Here is a 15,839-nt window from a genome sequence, read left to right as displayed (position 1 = left end):
ATGTAATAACATATCATTTCAGGAGGTGACATGTCCCGAAAATTCTTGTTGCTGGCCGGCGTCGTGCTGGCCGGAAAGGCGGCGGCCGATGCGCCCAACGTTGCCGTCGATATCGCACCGGTTCACGCGTTGGTTGCCCAGGTCATGGACGGTGTTGCCGAGCCTTCCCTGATCATCCCGCCCGGAGCCTCACCTCATGACCACGCCATGCGCCCGTCCGAGGCCCGAGCGTTGCAATCTGCGGACGTGGTTTTTTGGGTAGGCCCGGAACTGACCCCGTGGATGACGGGACCACTTGGTGCCCTGTCCGAGGGAGCGACGCAGGTTGAGTTGCTGGAGGTGGCAGGGACTGTGCAGCACGATTTCCGCGACGTGGCCGATCATCATGAGGGAGAAGAGGAGCATGCAGACCACGACGAGCACGACGATCATTCGGACCATGATGACCATGCGACACACGATGAACACGAGGATCATGCAGGTCACGACGACCATGCGGACCACGATGAACATGAGAAACATGAAGAGCACGCCGGTCACGATGCAGATGACCATGACCACGGGCATGACCACGACGGTGTAGACCCGCATGCTTGGCTGGACCCGGAAAACGCGCGCGTCTGGGTGCAGGCAATTGCCGAAACTCTGTCGGAGAAGGACCCGGATAACGCTGCGCGGTACCAAGCCAACGCTGACAAGGCGGTTGAAGGTCTAAGTGCTTTGGAAGCCGAGATACGGGCGGATCTGGCGCAGTCAGAGCTGCGGTTTGTCACCTTTCACGACGCCTACCAGTATTTCGAACACCGGTTCGATCTGGCATCTTCGGGCACAGTGAGCCTTGGTGATGCGTCTGCCCCCGGACCGGCCCGTCTGGCCGAGCTGAAAGCCCGGATTGCAGAGGAAGGCATTGATTGTGCATTTTCCGAGCCGCAATACGATACCCGTCTGATCTCCGCCGCGACGGAGGGGATGGATGTGCAAATCCTCGTGCTGGACCCGATCGGTGCCACGCTCGAGCCGGGTCCAACCCTGTATCCGGACCTGTTGCGCGCAATGGCCGCAAGTTTTCAGGCCTGCAGCAGCAACTCCTGAACAAAGAAGGGCGCAACGATCTGTTGCGCCCTTCGCCATTCAATGGGTTTTCTGACTTATTCCTCGTCGCAGAACAACTCGTACACCGTTTCCAGCATTTTGCGAGGCCGGTCATCTGCAAGGCGATAGTAGATCGCCTTGCCTTCGCGCCGGGGCGTGACCAGCCCCTCAAGGCGCAGCCGCGACAGTTGCTGTGAAACGGCGGCCTGTCGGGCGGACAGCAGTGACTCGAGTTCGGTCACCGATTTTTCGCCGGATACCAGATGACAGAGGATCATCAACCGGCCCTCGTGGCTGATCGCTTTCAGAAAATTCGAAGCGCGGGTTGCGTTAGCGGCCATCCGGTCCATGTCGTCGCGCGAGATGTCTTCGGAAAGTTGGGGAAGTGCCATCTTCTTGTCCTTGTTGGCCCCTTGGTGAGTGTGGGGCAGGTGTTCCCTTTGTTAGTTTCGCCTGAGCGAATTGGGTCTCTATATAGAATGATCAGATATTTCCATATGCATGGATCAAAATGGCGTGATGAAAGCGCTGTGAATGGCGGCGAGGCCAAAAAACAGCCGGGTATTTGCGTTCTGCGCGGTTGTTCGCTCTGTTTTGCGGGATCCCGACGATGCGGACTGATCCGTATTTCTCAATCGGCGTCGCGTGTCCGCTGCCCCTTGCAGGCCCCCGAAGGCAACACTAAGACTCATGTAACTTCTCATCGGGTATGGTCCCGGTTCACACCAAAGCAGGCAGGTTCCGAATGTTCGATCCAGTTGACACCTACATGAATACGCTCGTCCCGATGGTCGTTGAGCAGACCAGCCGCGGCGAAAGGGCCTATGACATCTTCTCGCGCCTGCTGAAGGAGCGGATCATCTTCATCAATGGCCCGATCCATGACGGGATGAGCCACCTGATCGTAGCCCAGCTTCTGCATCTGGAAGCCGAGAATCCCAACAAGGAAATCTCGATCTACATCAACTCGCCCGGCGGTGTCGTGACCAGCGGTCTGTCGATCTACGACACAATGCAGTACATCAAGCCAAAATGTTCGACATTGGTGATCGGCCAGGCGGCCTCGATGGGGTCGGTCCTGCTGGCGGGCGGAGAGAAGGGGATGCGCTTCTCGCTGCCGAACAGCCGCATCATGGTGCACCAGCCCAGCGGCGGTTACCAGGGTCAAGCCAGCGACATCATGATTCACGCGGCCGAAACGCAGAAGCTGAAGGATCGTTTGTACGATATCTATGCCAAGCATACCGGACAGTCGAAAAAGGCCATTGAAAAGGCTTTGGACCGTGACAATTTCATGAGCCCGGAAGAAGCAAAAGAGTGGGGCCATATCGACGAGATTGTCGAAAGCCGCTCCAAATCCGAACCGAACGAAGCGTGATGCGGAAACCCCGCACCCACGGGTGCGGGGTGCGATTTTGACATTGTAGCTGCCCCGGTGCTGGCCTAAGCTGCACGGACAGGCGGCAAGCGCGGTCCGGATCCGGGCCGCAGGGATGGAGCCCGAAAGGTAGAACATGGCGACGAATTCAGGCGGCGACAGCAAGAACACGCTCTACTGCAGCTTCTGTGGAAAAAGCCAGCATGAGGTGCGTAAGCTTATTGCTGGACCGACCGTGTTCATCTGTGATGAATGCGTCGAACTGTGCATGGACATCATCCGCGAGGAAACCAAAGCCAGCGGACTGAAATCCTCGGACGGTGTGCCCACCCCCAAAGATATCTGCGAGGTGTTGGACGACTATGTCATCGGCCAGGCTCGGGCCAAGCGTGTCCTGTCGGTTGCCGTGCACAACCACTACAAACGTCTGAACCACGCGCAGAAGGCCGGTGGTGACATCGAGTTGGCCAAGTCGAACATTCTGCTGATTGGTCCGACCGGGTGCGGCAAAACCTTGCTGGCGCAGACGCTCGCGCGGATTCTGGACGTGCCGTTCACGATGGCTGACGCGACCACGCTGACCGAAGCCGGTTACGTGGGCGAGGATGTCGAGAACATCATCCTCAAGCTGTTGCAGGCCAGCGAATACAATGTCGAGCGCGCCCAGCGCGGCATCGTCTATATCGACGAGGTCGACAAGATCACTCGTAAATCCGAAAACCCCTCGATCACCCGCGACGTGTCGGGCGAGGGTGTGCAGCAGGCCCTGCTGAAGCTGATGGAAGGAACCGTGGCTAGCGTTCCGCCGCAGGGCGGGCGCAAGCACCCGCAGCAGGAATTCCTGCAGGTGGACACCACCAACATCCTGTTCATCTGCGGCGGCGCTTTTGCAGGTCTGGACAAGATCATCGCGCAGCGCGGCAAAGGCTCGGCCATGGGTTTTGGCGCCGATGTGCGTGACAATGACGAACGCGGCGTGGGCGAGATCTTTCAGGATCTCGAGCCCGAGGATCTGCTGAAATTCGGGTTGATCCCGGAATTCGTTGGACGTCTGCCGGTGCTGGCAACGCTTGAGGACCTGGATGAGGACGCGCTTGTCACCATCCTGACCAAGCCCAAGAACGCGCTGGTCAAGCAATACCAGCGTTTGTTCGAGTTGGAGAACGTCGAACTGGACTTTACCGACGACGCGCTTGCGGCGATTGCCAAAAAGGCGATCGAACGCAAGACCGGTGCCCGCGGCCTGCGTTCCATCCTGGAAGACATTCTTTTGGACACGATGTTCGAACTGCCGGGCATGAAGAACGTGACCAAGGTGGTCGTGAACGAAGAGGCCGTGACGTCGGACGCGCAGCCGCTGATCATCTATGCGGATGCCGCGCCGGAATCGGCATCTGCCGGCTGAACTGTTTGAAATTTAATGCAGATACGGCGCGGCAAAGTCCGCGCCGTTTTCATGTGAGGGTGTCATGACGATCCAACGTATTTCCTCGGGCGGTGAGTTCGAAGCCAAGGTCGGCTACTGCCGGGCCGTTGTCGCGGGTGGCTGGGTCCATGTTGCCGGAACGGTCGGGCAGGGCGAAGGCGTCGTCGACCAATGCCGCTCGGCGCTGACGATCATAGGCAACGCCTTGGCAGAGGCGGGCGCCTCTTTTGCCGACGTGGTGCGCGTGACTTACATGCTGCCCGATCGCCGCGAATTTGAAGCGTGCTGGCCGGTCCTGGCTGAGACGTTCGGTGCCAACCCGCCTGTTGCGACGATGATCGAATGCGGATTGATTGATCCAAAATACCGGATCGAAATCGAGGTCACCGCATTCTTGCCCAAGTAATGGGTGCGGTATTTGTGGCTCTGGACCTCTGCTCGGCTTTGGTCCATATCTGCAGGGACAGAAATGCCGGAGGCAGCCGATGGGAATCCTGAACACTCTTTTGCGGGCCGTGACCTGGTGGAACGGGGCCACTCTGAACACGCAGATCTACACTGCGCGCAAAGGTATCAAGGTGGGCGAGGACGATCAGGGCAACGTGTTTTATCGCAACGCCGATGACAGCAAACGGTGGGTAATTTTCAATGGAGAGGCCGAGGCTAGCCGGATCGACCCGGAATGGCACGGCTGGTTGCACCGCACCTGGGATGAGCCTCCGACCGACAAGCCACTGCCACACAAGGCGTGGGAAAAGCCGCATCAGGAAAATCTGACGGGCACCGCGATGGCCTATGTGCCAGCGGGGTCCCTGCGCCGTCCCGATCCGATCGAGCGCAAGGACTACGAAGCCTGGAGCCCGGAATAAGCGAGATCCACATGTCGACCCACAACATGACCGAAGTTCTTGTCGGCGGTGTCGTGCTGGCCAGTGCATTGGCGTTTAGCGTGTATGCCAGCCAGTCCACGGGCTGGTCGCGCGAAAACGGGGGCTATCACCTTGAGGCGTCCTTTCGGTCGCTTGAGGGTGTGGCGGTGGGCACGGATGTGCGCCTCGCGGGTGTAAAGATAGGCACTGTGACCGATGTCGAGTTGAACCCTGAAACCTACCGGGCCGATACGACGATTTCGGTTGCCGATAACATCCAGATTCCGGATGACAGCGCGATCGTGATCTCGTCCGAAGGCCTTCTGGGGGGCAACTTCGTCGAGGTCATGCCCGGCGGCTCTCCGTTCTATTTTGAGCCGGGCGATCAGATTGAAGACACGCAAGGTGCCGTCAGCCTGATCTCGTTGCTGGTCAAGTTTGTGGCCGGGGATGGCAGCGAATGATGCGTGCCGCCCTGATGGCGCTGCTGCTGGCCGCGACGACGGCAGGCGCGCAGCAGAGGGTTTCCTCGGGACCGGGGGCCATGCTGCGCGGCCTCGACAAGGTCAGCGGTCAGACGGTGGACGTGCAGGTGCCGACCGGTGATACGGTCGAAATTTTCGGCTTGGATGTCGCCTTGGGTGATTGCCGGTATCCGTCTGAAAACCCGACCGGTGACGCGTTTGCCTATCTTACGATCTGGGAAAAGGGAAAGGCCGACCAGCTGTTCGATGGCTGGATGATCGCCACGTCCCCGGCGCTCAACGCCCTGGATCACTCGCGCTACGACGTCTGGGTGATCCGCTGTATCACCCCTTGAGGGGTCTGACACACCTCGGCGGTGAAATCTGCGCTGGCAGCAGTGGCCTGATCCAGAAGTTGGCGGTATTGCTGTCTGGGGATTTCGATCGCCCCCAGCGAAGCTAGGTGCGCCGTCAGAAATTGTGTGTCGAACAGTTGAAAACCTGTCTGGCGCAATCGGTCGACCAAATAGGCAAGCGCAATTTTTGACGCATCGGTACGTCGCGAAAACATGCTTTCCCCGAAAAATGCCGCACCCAAAGCAACGCCATAAACGCCGCCGACAATCTGCTCGCCCTCCCAAACCTCAAGTGAATGGGCGCGGCCCGAGTGGTGCAGTTGCGCATAGAGCCTGCGCAGTTCTTCATTGATCCAGGTGTCCGCCCGGTCCGCGCATCCGTCTACGACGGCTGCAAAATCCCGGTTTATGGTCACGGAGAATCCGCAGTTCCGGATGCGTCGCGCAAGGCTGCGAGAGATGTGAAACCCGTCCAACGGGAATACACCCCGCAGCTTTGGATCGACCCAGAAAAGATCCGGGTCGTTCCTGTGTTCGGCCATCGGGAAGATCCCGATGGAATAGCCGTGCAACAGCAGATCAGGCGTCAGGCCCATGGCTCACACCGCGGCGACAAGCCCAAGAGCGGGTGCTCTCGCGGCTTGGTCGATACTAGGCCATGTTCTCCGCAAGCCAGTGCTCCAGCCAGTGGATGTTGTAATCGCCGCTGTGGATGTCGGGTTCCTGCAGAAGTGCGTGAAACAGGGGAACCGTCGTGTCCACACCGTCCACGATCAATTCACCCAAGGCCCGATTCAACCGCGCCAGCGCTTCGGGGCGGTCGCGCCCGTGCACAATCAGCTTGCCGATCAACGAGTCGTAGTAGGGTGGGATCGAATACCCGTTGTACAGCGCCGAATCCATCCGGACACCCAGGCCGCCCGGCGCGTGATACGCCGTGATCTTGCCGGGGCAGGGCGCGAAGTTCGGCAGCTTTTCGGCGTTGATCCGCACTTCGATCGCGTGGCCGTTGATCTCCAGATCGTCCTGGCCGAACGACATCGGTTCTCCGGCCGCAACAAGGATCTGCTCGCGAACAAGGTCGACGCCGAAAATGCCTTCGGTCACAGGGTGTTCGACCTGCAGGCGGGTGTTCATCTCAATGAAATAGAACTCGCCATTTTCATACAGGAACTCGATCGTACCCGCGCCGATATAGTTGATCTTGGCGACCGCATCCGCGCAGACCTTGCCGATTTTGGCGCGCTCCTCAGGAGTGATGCAGGGGCCCGGGGCCTCTTCGAATACTTTCTGGTGACGGCGCTGCAGCGAACAGTCGCGCTCACCCAGGTGGACCGCATTGCCCTTGCCGTCGCCGAAGACCTGAATCTCGATGTGGCGGGGCGTGGTCAGGTATTTCTCGATATAGACCTCGTCATTGCCGAACGCAGCCTTGCCCTCTGCCCGCGCGGTCATGAAGGCGCTTTCCATTTCGGCCGCGGTCTGCGCGACCTTCATGCCGCGTCCACCGCCACCGGCGGTGGCCTTGATGATGACCGGATAGCCGATCTCTTCACCGATGCGCTTGGCGGCCTCAAGATCTGGAACGCCACCGTCCGATCCCGGTACGCAGGGAACGCCCAGATCTTTCATGGTGTCCTTGGCGGTGATCTTGTCGCCCATGATGCGGATGTGTTCGGCGGTGGGGCCGATGAACGTGATGCCGTGGTCCTCGACGATCTGAACGAACTCGGCATTTTCGGACAGAAAGCCATAGCCAGGGTGGATCGCTTGGGCGCCGGTGATTTCACAGGCCGAGATGATCGCGGGCATCGAGAGATAGCTTTGGGGGCCGGGTGCCGGTCCGATACATACGGACTCGTCAGCCATGCGCACGTGCATGGCGTCACTGTCGGCGGTCGAGTGCACGGCAACCGTCGCAATCCCCATCTCGCGCGCGGCGCGGATCACACGCAGGGCGATCTCGCCTCGGTTGGCAATCAGGATCTTGTCGAACATGGGCCCGCCTTACTCGATGATGACCAGAGGAGTGCCGAATTCGACAGCGTCGCCATCCCCGACCAGGATCCGCTTGACGGTCCCGGATTTGGGGGCGTGGATGTGGTTCATGGTCTTCATCGCTTCGACGATCAGCAGCGTGTCGCCTTCGGAAACAGATGCGCCGACGGCAATGAACGGGGACGCGCCGGGTTCCGGCTGCATGTAGACGGTACCAACCATGGGCGAGGTCACCGCGCCGGGGTGGCTCGCCGGGTCCTCGACGGCAGCGGGTGCTTCGGCGGGGGCAGCAGCGGGGGCTGCGACAGGTGCCGGCGCGGCAGCGGGTGCCGGAACGGCAACTTGCACAGGCGCGGCGGTCGGGCTCACTCGGCTGACCCGGACGTTCAGGCTGTCTTCTTCGCCATATTCCCGTTTCACCTGCAACTCGGTCAGGTCGTTTTCGCGCAAGAGTTCGGCCAGTGCCTTGATGAACGTCACATCCGCTTCGTGTCTGTTGTCTGTCATGAGTGTCCTCGAAGGTTCCCCTTTGGCCCGTCTGTCTGCGCGGGCTCTGGTCAATTACGCTGCGTTATAAGGCAACCGCGCGGCCATGAAAAGCGCCGACTGGGGCCGTCCTGCCCCGGTTTCTGCCTTATCGGCAGGGTCCACGACGGTCAGAGCGGCGTGCCGGACAGTTTGGCGACCAGTTCCGGCAGCTTGCGCGCGCCGAATTTCTCAAGCAGCCGGGCGCGGTAGGCTTCGATGGTCCGGTAGCTGAGCCCCAGTTCGACGCCTATTTCCTTGGCCGACAGGCCGCGACAGGACAGGATCGCGACTTCACGTTCGCGTTTGGTCAATTCGACCAGCGGGCGTTCCTCGGAAATGTCGGAAAAGCTCCATATTCCATGGCGAAATGGGTCATCGGGTGTCAGCGACCGGCCGCGGGCGCGACACCAGAACAAGTCGCCGTTGCGGCGGCGCATGACCCGCTCATCCGTGTAGTAGCCGGTGTCCCGCATGACCTGAAGACTTCGTGCGCCAATTCTCTCCCAATCGGCAACGGAAGGGTAAAGGTGCAGCAAAGGCAGGTTGCGGTAGTCGGATTCGTTGCCCCCGAATGTCCGGGCAAACTGCAAATTGCACCGCCGGATGATGCGGTTTTCAAGCTCGACAAGCCCGATAGGTGCGTATTCGAAGGCCGGATCACTCATTTGCCTATCGTGCCGCCAATTCGGCCGGAATTGAAGAGGGCATTGCAGCACAGGATTGCTTTGGCGTCCGAAAGCGATCAGAGCCCGGTGAAAGCCACGACATTGTCAATGTTGTAAAACTGCTTTGAAAAGGGCGGCGTAAATCATATAAATACATGAAGTATTCAGAAAATACGGGGTTGTTTCGAGGGCAACTCGAACACATTTCGGCGGGGGCATCATGCGTGATTCATTGACGGGCAGCCGTATCCGCGAAAGGCGGCAAATCTCGGGCTTGCGTCAGGCCCAGCTGGCGCGTCAGGTCGGCATTTCAGCGTCATATCTGAACTTGATCGAGCACAATCGGCGGCGCATCGGGGGCAAACTGCTGGTCGATATCGCTTCGGCTTTGTCCGTTGAGCCTTCGGTTTTGACACAGGGGGTCGAGGCGACGCTGATCGCGGCTCTTCGTGAGGCGGCGGCGGATGCGGTCGGCCAAAAGGCCGAGGTTGAGGCGCTGGATGAGTTCGCCGGCCGCTTTCCCGGCTGGGCCGCTGTACTGGCACAGATGCATCGTCGGGTGGTTTCGCTGGAACGTACCGTGGAAACCCTGTCAGACCGGCTGACCCATGACCCGCACCTTGCGGCATCCATGCACGAAGTCCTGTCCGCCGCAGCAGCGATTCGGTCGACAGCCGCCATCCTGGCCGAACCGGGCGAGATCGAGGCCGAGTGGCGCGACAGATTCCACCGAAACCTGCACCAAGATGCCGAACGTCTTGCCGAAAGCTCAAAAGCTTTGGTCGCCTTTTTGGACGAAAGCGAGGACACCGGCGAACGGCGCGGGTTGCCGATGGAGGAGGTCGAGGCATTTCTGGAGAAGCGCGGGTTTCATTTGCCGGAACTTGAGACAGGACAGGACCCGGTATCCCTCGCGCAGGCCGAGATGGCATCTTCCGCCTCAAGATCTGTCGCGCGTCAGGTGCTCGACGCCTATGCGGCGGATGCCCGGGCCATGCCGCTGGAAGCGGTTTCGCAGTCACTGGAGGTCGAAGGTGTTGATCCTCTGCGTCTTGCCGCGCGGTTTTCGGTTGAAGTGCCGACGGTCCTGCGACGGCTTGCGTTTCTGCCCGAGGATGTCATGCCGCGACCGGCCGGGTTGGTCATATGCGATTCATCAGGAAGCATTTTGCTGTTCAAGCCGGTCCCCGGTTTCGCAATGCCGCGCCACGGCGAAGCCTGTCCTTTGTGGCCGGTCTTCAGCGCACTGAACCGGCCCCTTGTGCCGATCCGAAAACGCGTGACCCTGTTGGGCCGGACGCCGGCGGATTTCGACTGCTTTGCAATCGCCTGGCCTCAACCCGTCAGCGCCTTCGGTCAGGAACCTGTGTACAGATCGGGGATGCTGGTGCTGCCGGTCGAAGAGCCCGGCGTGGCCACCGACTTGCCGGTACAGGTCGGCACAAGCTGCAGGATCTGCCCCCGAAAGCCGTGCGACTCGCGGCGGGAGCCGTCGATTTTGAGTGAAGGTTTTTGACAGTTTCCTGACACAGCGATTAATCTGCACTTGGCAGGTGGCTGGAGGTGCGACCGGTCTTGGGGAGGAAGTGAACATATGAGCCGCAAGGTTCTGTTGATCGAGGATGAACCGAACATCACGGAGGCAATCAGGTTTCTGCTGACCCGCGAAGGGTGGCAGGTCGAAACCCATGCCGAAGGTGAAAACGCGGTTCAAACGATATTGTCTGCGCAGCCTGATCTGGTCATTCTGGATGTGATGCTGCCCGGCAAGAGCGGTATGGATGTTCTGCGCGAATTGCGCGAGCACGAGGAGATGCGCGCCTTGCCTGTTCTGATGCTGACCGCTCGCGGTCAGTCGCGGGACCGCGAGATGGCTGAAAAGGCAGGCGTCAGCCGGTTCATGACGAAACCGTTCTCGAATACCGAAGTGCTGACGGCTGTGCGTGATTTGCACGCGCAGGCGTCACAGTCATGACCACACCGGAAAACGAGCCAGCCCGCCCGACAGGCCCGCGTCCGTCGGTGTTTTTGGAACGGCAGAGTTACCGCCGCCGCAGGCTGGCCGATGCGGCCCGAATGCTGCCCTTTGTCGGCGCGGGCCTGATCTGCATCCCGCTGCTGTGGCCGGATCCGGGGCCGGAAAACTCTGGCGTCCCGTTGTCGTCGGCCATTCTTTATATCTTTTCATGCTGGGCCGCCCTGATCGTGGTCAGCCTTCTGTTCGGCTTTGCCGCCCGGCGGATGTCGTCCTCGGAGGGGTCCGCGGCAGAGAGTGAGCAATGGCCACGCTGAACGTCCTGATCCTTGTTTGCCTGGGCTACGTCGTGCTTTTGTTCGGCGTTGCGTTCGCAGCCGATCGAATGGCCGCAGCGGGGCGAGGCAAATGGCTGCGGTCACCGTTGATCTACACGCTGTCTTTGTCGATCTACTGCACGGCCTGGACCTTCTATGGCGCGGTCGGCAATGCGGCCAGGTCCGGTCTGGAATTCGTGACGATCTACCTTGGGCCGACCTTGGTGATGATCAGCTGGTGGTGGGGGCTGCGCAAGCTGGTGCGGGTGGGTCGCAGCCAGAGGGTGACATCAGTCGCCGACTTGATCTCATCGCGTTATGGCAAGTCGAACACCTTGGCCATTTGTGTGACGATCCTCGCCGTGCTGGGGGGCACACCCTATATCGCGCTGCAACTTCAATCGATTACACTGTCGTTCTCGATTTTCGCGGAGGCCGACCCTTCGGGCCTTTACCGCGAGGGCGCCAGCGTATTCTGGGTGGCCGCGGGTCTGGCCATGTTCGCCATTCTGTTCGGCACCCGGAACCTGGATGCCAATGAACGGCACCATGGCGTGGTGACCGCCATCGCGTTGGAATCCGTCGTCAAACTGTTCGCTTTGTTGGCGGTGGGCATCTTTGTCGTCTGGGGGGTGGCCGGAGGCGTCACGCCCATGATGGAGCGGATCGACGCGTCGGAAATCGGGCGTTGGAACGTCGATACCGGACGCTGGATGGCCATTACCTTCCTGTCGGCGGCTGCTTTTGTCTGCTTGCCGAGGATGTTTCAGGTCATGGTCGTCGAGAACGACGACGAAAGCCACCTGAGAACGGCGGCCTGGGCGTTCCCGCTCTATCTTCTTTTGATGAGCCTTTTCGTGGTTCCCATTGCGGTTGTCGGGCTGGATCTGCTGCCGGCCGGGTCAAATCCGGACCTTTTCGTGCTGACGGTTCCTCTGTCACAGGGGAATGACTGGCTGGCGATGCTGTCCTTCATCGGCGGTTTTTCGTCGGCCACGTCGATGGTCATTGTGACGGCGATGGCCCTGTCGACCATGGTCTCGAACCACGTCGTGATGCCGATCTGGCTGAACACGCGCGAGAACGCCAGTTCCATGTCAGGCGATGTGCGAAACGTGGTGCTGATGGCGCGCCGGGTTTCGATTGCCGCCATCATGGCCTTGGGGTTCTTCTACTATCGTATGTCCGGTGGCGGCGCCGCGCTGGCCTCGATCGGCCTGGTGGCGTTTGCAGGTGTGTCGCAGATTCTGCCGGCTCTGGTTGGCGGCCTGTTCTGGCGCGGGGCGACACGGACAGGTGCCCTTGTTGGGCTGAGCGTGGGGTTCTTCCTTTGGATCTACACGCTGTTACTGCCGGGAATGGGCGGTAATGTCATGTCCGCCTCGGTCATTGAAAACGGTCCTTTCGGTCTGGGGTGGCTGCGTCCGCAGGCGTTGTTCGGCCTTGATGGTTTGGACCCGATGACCCACACGGTGCTTTGGTCGCTGTCACTGAACACGTTGGCCTTTTGCCTCGCGTCTCTCCTGAGCTTTCCCAGCCCGCTTGAACGGTTGCAGGGGGCGCAGTTCGTCAACGTCTTTGATCATTCTGTCGCGCCCGGGGGGTGGACGGGATCCGTTGCCCAGAGTGAAGACCTGATGATCATGACCCAACGGATCCTCGGGGCCGGTCCCGCTCAGGATTTCTTTCAGGCCGAGGCGGAAAAGCAGGGCGTGCGCGGGCGCTGGCCAGAACCTACGCCGGGTTTTCTGGAACGGCTGGAACGCGAATTGAGCGGCTCGGTCGGCGCGGCCACGGCTCATGCCATGATCGGGCAGATCGTCGGAGGTTCGTCCGTTTCGGTCGAGGATCTGTTGGCGGTGGCCGACGAATCCGCGCAGTTGCTGGAATACTCCAGCCAGCTTGAGGCGAAGTCGGCCGAACTGAGCCGAACGGCCCGCAAGCTGCGTGAGGCCAACGAAAAACTGACACAGATTTCGCGTCAGAAAGATGCTTTTCTGGGGCAGGTCAGCCACGAGTTGCGCACTCCGATGACGTCCATTCGTGCCTTTTCGGAGATCATGCGGGACACTGACGGGCTGAGCGCTGAGGATTCCCGGCGTTATGCGACAATCATCCATGACGAAGCGCTGCGTCTGACGCGGCTGCTGGATGACCTGCTGGACCTGAGCGTTCTGGAAAACGGTCAGGTCAGCCTGAATATGGGTGATGCCAGCTTGCGAACGGTTCTGGATCGGGCCGTTTCAACGACTATGGCCGGGGCAGACAGCCTTTTGACCATTCGCCGCAATCTGTCCGCCGAGCGCATCGCGTTGCATTCCGATCTGGATCGCCTCGGGCAGGTCTTCATCAATCTGATTTCGAACGCACAGAAATACTGTGACGCGCCCGAGCCGGTCCTGACGATTTCAGCCCATGATGTCGGCGGCCAGGCGGTGATCGACTTTGTCGACAACGGCAGCGGCATCCCGCCGGACTCCCAGTCGATGATCTTTGAGAAATTCGCGCGGGTCGGATTCGACAAGGCGGGCGGTGCGGGCCTTGGCTTGGCAATTTGCCGTGAGATCATGCACCGGCTTGGAGGAGAAATCACCTATCTGCCCGGGCAGGGCGGCGCAGCGTTCCGCGTGAGCCTGCCATTGCCTCATCGGCAGGCCGCTCAGTAGCGGGCAAGTAAAGGTATTCGTAACGAACAATGGGCTAAACCAGGAACAAGCAGAATCGAAACTGGCGGACCGTTGCGATGTCAAAGACTGTCAGCGCGGCCTTGGCGCGCAAATTGTCGGCAGGACAAGAGGGGGCGGGTAGCAAATCCCGGGCGCTGCTGCGGGCATTGCGCCTTGCGATTGCCCGTGCCGCGGTCGAACGATTCAAGCTGTCAGCATCTGTCATTGGCGCGAAACAGGCCGGAAGATGCCAGGAAGTCGTCACGAGCGGGCTGGAAGACGGTCAGTTGTTTCTGCTGTTCGCGACCAAAGAGGGCAGGGTGGCCAGTGTTGTCGTGGACGCCAGTTTGGTCTCGGCAGTTATCCAGAAGCAGACGATGGGCGAAGTATTCCCGGACCCGCCCCAGCCTCGCGCCCTCACCGACACCGATGCGGCAATGGTGGTCCCGTTGGTCGAGGACATGCTGGAACGGGCTCGGAAACTGGCCGATGATCAAAGCGATGCAGCCCGCCTGAATGGATATGAGTTCGCCTCAAGGGCGGTCGATCGGCGCACGCTTTTTTTGGCACTGGTCGAGGACGGGTATGATGCGTTCGAGTTCACGGTTGAAGTCGAGGGCGGTGTACGGCAGGGAACGGTCCTCATACTGCTGCCGGAAATCTCGGTGGCCGAGGGGCAGGCCAAACACGCAGATTTGGAACCGCTCAAGACACTGTCGCAAGCTGCAGGCGTGGTTCGGGCCGAACTTAACGCGGTGATTTGTCGGACGCATCTTCCGCTGACAACGCTGTCGGATCTGGGCATCGGGGATCTGCTGCCACTTGCGGGCGCGCGACTTGATCGGATCGACATTGCCGCGATTGATCGGACCCAGGCCACTACAGGACGTCTGGGCCAATGTGGCGGTCAACGGGCCGTGCGGATCAACGAATTTCTGCAGCCACCCGCTCCAACACGACCCGAAGCGCAGAGCTTTATCGAGCACAAGCGAAGGGACGCGCCGGTTGAAATGGCAGATGTTGATTTGTCGCGTCAGGACGCCGTTGCCCAAGACCGATCGCATGCGCAATCCGCAGTGGATAAAGACTTCGCGCAAGCAAGCACCGACCGCCTCGCGTCCGAAATATCCGAATTGGCGGGTCTTCCTGCTCCTGCGGAACGACCCAACGACTGACGTATGAAATCAGGTGTTCGCAGCTCGGATCTGCACCAATGCCGGCCGTAAACCGTCCAGCGCGTAGCCCGCCTTTGCCGTGGCTTCGAGTATTTCATCGGGGCTCATCTTGTCGCACTGCCCAAGGGCCCAAACGACAGAACAGCGGGTGCCCGAGGCACAGTAGGCAAGAACCGGGCCTTCGCAGGACTCGGCAAGGTCGCGCTGCCGTGCCACGTTCTCGGGCGTCATGGTTTGGTGCGTCAGTTCAAGCACCTCAAACTCGAGACCCGCATCCCGCACGGCCTGGCCGATTACCTCGGATTGCATGGTGGCAGGCACTTCAACATTCGGACGGTTGCAGATTACCTTGACGAAGCCGGCGGCAACGATGGCGGGCACATCCTCGACCGTGATCTGCGGCGAGACGAAATAGCGGGGCGTGATCTGTCGAATCTCCATGCCGATTTCTTAGGTCGCAGAGTCAGCCCTGTCCAGTTCCACGGCGTGACCGTTCTTGCGCAATGCATTTTCTTCCACGGCGGCTTTTGCGGATTGATGTCTGTCAAGGCAGTTTGGTCGAAATCAGGTTAATATTCGATCGACTCGCGGCCCAGCGCCGGCCGCCGGACAGCGCGCGGGCGATTTTTTGCTGGGTTTGGGCGGGTCCTGTGTTGGTCTCAATCCTGTTACCTATATCAGGCAGGATGGCAGCATTTGGGAGGATGGCCATGACCACGAACGAGCTTTATTTCGAAGCCGAGCGGTTGGAGCGGAAACTGCACGGGGCAAATCTCGAGACCCGGCTGGCACTGCAGCCCAGCGTCACGAAGGTAATTGAACGCATGCGCGCTCAAGGCATGAGCGTACCATCGCGCTTCCGACGGCTGGACGCTGCGTTGATCGAAGATGCGGTTGAAGCCCAGTTCGACAATATGCCGATCTGACACC

19 protein-coding genes are annotated in these 15,839 nt (G+C 60.1%); 13 read left to right on the top strand and 6 right to left on the bottom strand.

Annotation, left to right across the window (positions count from 1 at the left end):
- Positions 1–30: 30 nt before the first annotated feature.
- Entirely contained in the window at positions 31–1,092 is a 1,062-nt protein-coding gene (locus ACR0CU_RS09140) for a zinc ABC transporter substrate-binding protein (protein WP_480642870.1), read from the top strand.
- Between the two features lie 56 nt (positions 1,093–1,148).
- Here ACR0CU_RS09140 and ACR0CU_RS09135 read toward each other — a convergent pair whose 3' ends face one another.
- Positions 1,149–1,484, bottom strand: a complete 336-nt coding sequence (locus tag ACR0CU_RS09135; RefSeq protein ID WP_093962687.1) for an ArsR/SmtB family transcription factor — start codon at positions 1,482–1,484, stop codon at positions 1,149–1,151.
- A 353-nt stretch (positions 1,485–1,837) separates the two neighbouring features.
- Here ACR0CU_RS09135 and ACR0CU_RS09130 point away from each other — a divergent pair, with 353 nt between their 5' ends.
- The 6 genes from ACR0CU_RS09130 (at position 1,838) to ACR0CU_RS09105 (ending at position 5,585) form a co-directional block, all read left to right on the top strand.
- Positions 1,838–2,470 carry an ATP-dependent Clp protease proteolytic subunit gene (locus tag ACR0CU_RS09130; RefSeq protein WP_170446832.1) on the top strand — a complete coding sequence of 211 codons (633 nt, stop codon included), beginning with the start codon at positions 1,838–1,840 and terminating at the stop codon, positions 2,468–2,470.
- Between the two features lie 136 nt (positions 2,471–2,606).
- Complete coding sequence (clpX, locus tag ACR0CU_RS09125; protein ID WP_170337591.1) at positions 2,607–3,875, top strand: ATP-dependent Clp protease ATP-binding subunit ClpX; 1,269 nt, start codon at positions 2,607–2,609, stop codon at positions 3,873–3,875.
- A gap of 64 nt (positions 3,876–3,939) precedes the next feature.
- Positions 3,940–4,302, top strand: a complete 363-nt coding sequence (locus ACR0CU_RS09120) for a RidA family protein (protein WP_170338037.1) — start codon at positions 3,940–3,942, stop codon at positions 4,300–4,302.
- 79 nt (positions 4,303–4,381) lie between these two features.
- Positions 4,382–4,765: an NADH:ubiquinone oxidoreductase subunit NDUFA12 gene (locus ACR0CU_RS09115; protein ID WP_093962683.1), complete on the top strand. Its 384-nt coding sequence runs from the start codon at positions 4,382–4,384 to the stop codon at positions 4,763–4,765.
- Between the two features lie 11 nt (positions 4,766–4,776).
- Entirely contained in the window at positions 4,777–5,229 is a 453-nt protein-coding gene (gene mlaD / locus ACR0CU_RS09110) for an outer membrane lipid asymmetry maintenance protein MlaD (RefSeq protein WP_170446830.1), read from the top strand.
- Positions 5,226–5,585 (top strand): DUF2155 domain-containing protein, encoded by a 360-nt coding sequence (locus ACR0CU_RS09105; RefSeq protein WP_170446828.1) that lies wholly within the window; start codon positions 5,226–5,228, stop codon positions 5,583–5,585. Before mlaD ends, ACR0CU_RS09105 begins: the two co-directional genes overlap by 4 nt.
- On the opposite strand, the gene aat is transcribed toward ACR0CU_RS09105, so the two are convergent.
- From aat to ACR0CU_RS09085, 4 genes are all read right to left on the bottom strand, one after another.
- Positions 5,549–6,181, bottom strand: a complete 633-nt coding sequence (aat, locus tag ACR0CU_RS09100) for a leucyl/phenylalanyl-tRNA--protein transferase (protein WP_093962680.1) — start codon at positions 6,179–6,181, stop codon at positions 5,549–5,551. The two genes, ACR0CU_RS09105 and aat, sit on opposite strands and share 37 nt — an antisense overlap.
- Before the next feature lie 55 nt (positions 6,182–6,236).
- A complete protein-coding gene (gene accC / locus ACR0CU_RS09095) occupies positions 6,237–7,583 on the bottom strand; it encodes an acetyl-CoA carboxylase biotin carboxylase subunit (RefSeq protein WP_170446826.1) in 1,347 nt (448 codons plus the stop codon).
- 9 nt (positions 7,584–7,592) lie between these two features.
- Positions 7,593–8,090 carry an acetyl-CoA carboxylase biotin carboxyl carrier protein gene (gene accB / locus ACR0CU_RS09090; protein WP_170337596.1) on the bottom strand — a complete coding sequence of 166 codons (498 nt, stop codon included), beginning with the start codon at positions 8,088–8,090 and terminating at the stop codon, positions 7,593–7,595.
- 149 nt (positions 8,091–8,239) lie between these two features.
- Positions 8,240–8,776, bottom strand: coding sequence for a LuxR C-terminal-related transcriptional regulator (locus tag ACR0CU_RS09085; RefSeq protein ID WP_093962677.1), 537 nt, complete (start codon positions 8,774–8,776; stop codon positions 8,240–8,242).
- Positions 8,777–8,996: 220 nt separating this feature from the next.
- On the opposite strand from ACR0CU_RS09085, the gene ACR0CU_RS09080 reads away from it, so the two are divergent.
- From ACR0CU_RS09080 to ACR0CU_RS09060, 5 genes are all read left to right on the top strand, one after another.
- Entirely contained in the window at positions 8,997–10,292 is a 1,296-nt protein-coding gene (locus tag ACR0CU_RS09080) for a helix-turn-helix domain-containing protein (RefSeq protein WP_170446824.1), read from the top strand.
- A 78-nt stretch (positions 10,293–10,370) separates the two neighbouring features.
- Positions 10,371–10,751 (top strand): response regulator transcription factor, encoded by a 381-nt coding sequence (locus ACR0CU_RS09075; RefSeq protein WP_093962675.1) that lies wholly within the window; start codon positions 10,371–10,373, stop codon positions 10,749–10,751.
- Positions 10,748–11,068: a hypothetical protein gene (locus ACR0CU_RS09070; RefSeq protein WP_170446822.1), complete on the top strand. Its 321-nt coding sequence runs from the start codon at positions 10,748–10,750 to the stop codon at positions 11,066–11,068. The genes ACR0CU_RS09075 and ACR0CU_RS09070 overlap by 4 nt, the downstream gene beginning before the upstream one ends.
- The gene (locus ACR0CU_RS09065; RefSeq protein ID WP_480642866.1) at positions 11,056–13,734 is read left to right on the top strand and encodes an ATP-binding protein; all 2,679 of its coding nucleotides are present in this window, start codon (positions 11,056–11,058) and stop codon (positions 13,732–13,734) included. Before ACR0CU_RS09070 ends, ACR0CU_RS09065 begins: the two co-directional genes overlap by 13 nt.
- Positions 13,735–13,811: 77 nt before the next feature.
- Entirely contained in the window at positions 13,812–14,909 is a 1,098-nt protein-coding gene (locus ACR0CU_RS09060) for a FliM/FliN family flagellar motor switch protein (protein ID WP_170446818.1), read from the top strand.
- Positions 14,910–14,918: 9 nt separating this feature from the next.
- Here the strand turns inward: ACR0CU_RS09060 and ACR0CU_RS09055 are convergent, their stop codons facing one another.
- Positions 14,919–15,350, bottom strand: a complete 432-nt coding sequence (locus tag ACR0CU_RS09055) for a protein tyrosine phosphatase family protein (protein WP_170446816.1) — start codon at positions 15,348–15,350, stop codon at positions 14,919–14,921.
- 269 nt (positions 15,351–15,619) lie between these two features.
- Between ACR0CU_RS09055 and ACR0CU_RS09050 the strand changes: the two genes are divergently transcribed.
- On the top strand, positions 15,620–15,835 hold the full coding sequence (locus tag ACR0CU_RS09050) for a hypothetical protein (RefSeq protein ID WP_170337604.1): 216 nt from the start codon (positions 15,620–15,622) through the stop codon (positions 15,833–15,835).
- Positions 15,836–15,839: the final 4 nt, after the last annotated feature.

Source organism: Ruegeria sp. BC2 (assembly GCF_056539245.1).
The sequence above is the reverse complement of the archived record's forward strand: the minus strand, read 5'-3'. Positions and strand labels throughout refer to the sequence as shown.